Source organism: Magnetospirillum sp. WYHS-4, assembly GCA_039908345.1.
In the GTDB taxonomy this organism is placed as follows: Bacteria; Pseudomonadota; Alphaproteobacteria; order Rhodospirillales; family GLO-3; genus JAMOBD01.
In genome coordinates this window covers 1-4,492 of sequence record JAMOBD010000114.1, presented here as the reverse complement: position 1 = coordinate 4,492, position 4,492 = coordinate 1, and the positions used below count along the sequence as shown (strand labels likewise).

Here is a 4,492-nt window from a genome sequence, read left to right as displayed (position 1 = left end):
GGGCTGCTGACCATCGCCGCGCCGCCCGAGGCGGCTGACGTCTACCGGGCCGGCGAGCCGGGGGCGATCGTGGCGCCAATCGGCAATCGGGGCGACTTCGCCCGGCTGCTGGCCGACGACCGCAAGAACGCGGTGCTGCTGGGGCCGGGCGCCGGGGTTTCGGAAAAGACCTGGCGATGCAGTCTGGATGCGTTGGCGGCCGGCAAGGCCTGCGTGCTGGACGCCGACGCCCTGACCTGCTTTGCTGGCCGCAAGGCGGCAAGGCTGTTCAAGTCCATCGACGGGCCCTGTGTCCTGACGCCTCATGAGGGCGAATTCGCCCGGCTGTTCGGCAAGGGCAAAGGCAGCCGCCTGGAACGCGCCCGCGCCGCCGCCCGGAGCAGCGGGGCGGTGGTGCTGCTCAAGGGATCGGACACGGTGATCGCCGCCCCCGACGGGCAGGCGGCGATCAATGCCAACGCGCCACCCGATCTCGCGAGCGGTGGGACCGGGGATGTGCTGGCCGGCTTTGTGCTCGGGTTGTTGGCCCAGGGCATGGAGCCCTTCGACGCCGCCTGCGCCGCCGCCTGGCTGCACGGAGAGGCCGCTCGCCAAGTGGGGCCCGGCCTGATCGCCGAGGACCTGCCGGCCGCCTTGCCTGCCGTGCTGCGCCGGCTGAAGGCGAGAGCCGACTAAATTCGGAATTGCTCTGGGGGAAATTAGCTGGAACTGTCGGCGACCGGCAGGACGACGTGGAAGGTGCTGCCTTCGCCGGCTGCCGACTCCACCCAGATGCGGCCGCCGTGGCGTTCGACGATCTTCTTGCAGACTGCCAGGCCGATGCCGGTGCCTTCGTATTCCGCGGGGGAATGGAGGCGCTGGAAGATATTGAAGATGCGCGCGAAGTCCTTCTCCTCGATGCCGATGCCGTTGTCGCGGATGGCGAAGTCCCATGTCTCGCCAACGGGGGTGGCGTCGACCTGGATGCGGGACGGCACGCCCTTCTTCCGGTATTTGACGGCATTGCCGATCAGATTCTGGAACAGGCGGACCAGTTGCGGCGCATCGCCCAGGACGTTGGGCAGGGGATCGACGGTGACATCCGCTCCCGCCTCGTCGAGAGACCGGCGGAGATTCGACAGGGACTGGCGGACGACTTCCCCGGCGTCCACCGGGAAGAACTCCTTGCCCTGAGTGGTGATCCGCGAATAGTCGAGAATATCGCGGATGAGGAACTGCATGCGCTTGGCCCCGTCGACGGCGAAGGCGATGAATTCGTCGGCGTTCGCGTCCAGCTTGCCGCGGTAGGTGCGCTCCAGGAGTTGCAGGTAGCTGGCGATGGTGCGCAGGGGTTCCTGCAGATCGTGGGAAATGGCGTAGGCGAACTGGCCAAGTTCCGCATTCGACCGCTGCGCCTCGGCCAGGGCGGCCTCGATCCGCCGACCGCTGGTGACCTGGTCGGTGATGTCGCGGGAATAGACGGCTACCTTCTCCGCCCGTCCGTCGGAGCCAAGCAGGGGATAGAGGTGGTTCTCCAGATGCCGGCCCTGTCGTTCGTCGGTCGTGACCAGGAGTTCCCGCCGCTCGATCACCTTTTGCAACTGGGCCCGGCGCGACGCGACGATCTCGGGCGGGAAGAGATCGAAGATGCTCCGGCCGATGACCTGTTCCTCGGTCTTGCCGAAACGGCCCGGGAGAACACCGTTGGTGGCGAGGATGCGGCCCTCGACGTCGAGCAGGAAGACGGCGTCGGGGGCGGCATTCAGCAGGGCACGGACCAGTTCCTCCTGCTTGCGCATGGCTTCGTCGGCTTGGCGGCGTTCGCTGACGTCGCGGAAGACGGTGACGGCGCCGACGATCCCGCCATCTTCGGCCAGAGGGGCGACGGTGAATTCCACCGGGAAGGACGTGCCGTCGGCGCGCCAGAACACGTCGTCTTTGGCCTGGCGGAGCAAGCCGTCCGCCAGGGTCCGGTGGACGGGGCAGGCATCTGCAGGGTATTCGCTGCCGTCCGGGCGGTGGTGGTGGGTGCGTTCGTGCAGGGGCACGCCGACACCTTCGCCATCGGCGAAGCCCAACATGTGCCGGGCGGCCGGGTTGATGAAGACGATTTCGCCCTTGGTATCGACGCCGCAGATTCCTTCGCCTGCCGAAGCCAGGATCAGGTCGCTCCGCTTCTGTGCTTCTTCGGCAACCGCCTTGGCGTTGCGGAGGTCGTCCTCCATCCTTCGGCGGTCCGTGATGTCGCGGGCGATGGACAGAACGTATTGCTCGCCCTTCCAGCGGAACAAGCGGGCGTTGATTTCCACCGGGATGATCCGGCCGTCGCGGCTTCTGTGGAGGCGTTCGAATACCGCGACCTCGTTGCGCAGCAGCCGTTCCGCCACCTCGGTATTGTGCCGCCCGTCGGAGCCGGGGGCGTCGATGTCTTCGGGCGCCAGATTCAGCATTTCCTCGCGGCTATAGCCGAGGCGCCGACAGGTGATGTCGTTGACCTCGACGAACCGGGGCGGTGGCTCGCCCTGGACGTGGGGACGGTGGACCAGGACGGCGTCGCTCACGGCCTCGAACAGGGTGCGCAGGCGCTCCTCGCCTTCCCGCAGGCCGAGAACGCCACGATGGATGAGCCAGGCCGCAGCGAGGGTGACCAGCAGGAACAGCAGGCCGAGGCCCGCCATCTGCGCCACGTCCTGGCGCCAGGAAGCCAGGTAGTCGTCCTCGGCCAGGGCGACCACGGCGGCCAAGGGATAGTCGCCGATCCGGCGGTATGCGACCTGGCGCATCACGCCGTCGAGAGGGGTGCGGACCAGATAGGATTCGGCGCGCTTGCCGGAAGCCATGAGATCGCGGAATTGCGGCGATGACGCGGTCGACCCGGTTTCGCCGACTCGGCCTGTCTTCGCGGAATAGCGGACGATGACGCTGGGTTCCGTATCCCAGACGGAGGCGCTGCCCTGGGGGCCCAGGTCGAGTGAGGAGAAGATGCGGGCGAACTGCTCCACCCCGACCGAGGCCTGGACCTGTCCGGCGAAGGTACCGTCCGGATTTTCCAGGCGCCGGGCGATGACCACCACCCACTTGCCGCTTACCCGCCCCAGCACCGGCTTTCCGATCACCAGTCCGGCTTTCGGGTCGTCGCGGGTGCGGATGAAATGGGCGCGGTCGGCGATGTTGGTCTTGCGGGCCTGGATGCGGTTGGCGATGAATTCGATGTCGCCCGCCGCGGTGGCGATTTGCAAGCCCGTCGCCTCGGGCAGGCGGGCCAAGTGGCGGGCGAGAACGGCGTTCATCTCCGCTTCGTCGAGACGGCCCGCGATACCCCTCCGGTGGGCGACATCGTCTGCGAGGGCCAGGAGCGCGAGATCGATCTTAGCCAGGATGCCGACGAGGTTTTCCTCGAAAACCTTGGCCAGGTTCTCGCCCGTTGTCCTGGCGTGGGCCTGGTAGTTCTTCCGGCCGTGCCAGGCATCGAGCCCGATGGCACCCAGCACCAACAGATTGAGCAAGACCGCCCCGGCGACCAACCGCCAGAGGACGGTTCCGGGCTCGGTGATCCGACGGTCGGTCTTCGATACCATGGAATATGCCGAAGATTGGGAAATCGGTCAGGCAGTGTAATGAAATGTAAATAGCTTCACCAGGATTTCGATGCCGCTTTCCTGTGGCGGCTGCAAAGTCTGGTGGACGCCGCCCGGCGGTCGGCGCTACAAGACCGCCATTCGGCCAACAAGCCAGAACCGGATGGGTGGCAGAGCGGTTGAATGCACCGGTCTTGAAAACCGGAAGGCCAGCGATGGCCTCGTGGGTTCAAATCCCACCCCATCCGCCAATTTTTCGGTTCATCCGGGATTTTCTGGGAAGGTTGAATAGGAAGCGGCATTTCCGCTCGTATTCGGATTGTGAAAGATCTGACTGTGAAGCGCGACACAGAGATTTGCAGCGCGGGACTCCCGAAGTGTCGCCACCCCCGATGGTGTAGGTGGTCTCGACCGCCTGGACGTGGAAGCGGGAAAAGAGGGCCCGGACCTCCGGGATGTCGTTGATCGACATGAGGAAGGCCCCCTTGATGCCGGCCAACTGTTCGGTCAGGCCGGCGAAGTCGGGCCGGCCGAACAGGTCCTTGCCGTAGTCGCCCTCCGACCCCCAGTAGGGCGGGTCCAGGTAGAAAAGGGTCTCGTTGCGGTCGTAGCGGGCGATGAAGTCCCCGTAGGGCAGGCACTCGATGACCACGCCGGCCAGGCGCTCGTGCACCGCCGCCAGGTCCCGCTCCAGGGTGGTCAGGTTGAATCGCCCCGGAAATCCGACCGACACCCCGAATGTCCGCCCGGCCACCTTGCCGCCGAAGCTCAGGCGCTGGAGGTAGAGGAATCTCGCCGCCCGCTCCAGGTCGGTCAGACCCAACTTGAACAGTGCCCGAGAAAAAGCTGTTCTGTAACAGACTGTTACGGAGTGGCACGGGTTTGTTAGCACTACATTCCGGGGTGGCGGGGTTTCAGGTGGGGGTTTCGTGGTG

At 66.1% G+C, this 4,492-nt stretch carries 3 protein-coding genes and 1 tRNA gene; 2 read left to right on the top strand and 2 right to left on the bottom strand.

Annotation, left to right across the window (positions count from 1 at the left end; all coding sequences use genetic code 11):
- Positions 1–675, top strand: a 675-nt coding sequence (locus H7841_17920) for an NAD(P)H-hydrate dehydratase (GenBank protein MEO5338738.1), incomplete at its 5' end; no start/stop codon positions are given.
- Between the two features lie 23 nt (positions 676–698).
- On the opposite strand, the gene H7841_17915 is transcribed toward H7841_17920, so the two are convergent.
- A complete protein-coding gene (locus tag H7841_17915) occupies positions 699–3,557 on the bottom strand; it encodes a PAS domain S-box protein (GenBank protein ID MEO5338737.1) in 2,859 nt (952 codons plus the stop codon).
- Between the two features lie 161 nt (positions 3,558–3,718).
- Here H7841_17915 and H7841_17910 point away from each other — a divergent pair.
- Positions 3,719–3,808 (top strand) — tRNA-Ser (locus H7841_17910).
- Here H7841_17910 and H7841_17905 read toward each other — a convergent pair.
- Positions 3,787–4,380, bottom strand: coding sequence for a DNA adenine methylase (locus H7841_17905; protein ID MEO5338736.1), 594 nt, complete (start codon positions 4,378–4,380; stop codon positions 3,787–3,789). The genes H7841_17910 and H7841_17905 overlap by 22 nt on opposite strands.
- Between the last annotated feature and the right edge of the window lie 112 nt (positions 4,381–4,492).

Coding starts and splice junctions, on each gene's coding strand:
- H7841_17915 (MEO5338737.1), bottom strand. CDS start 3,557: ATGGTATCGAAGACCGACCGTCGGATCACCGAGCCCGGAACCGTCCTC.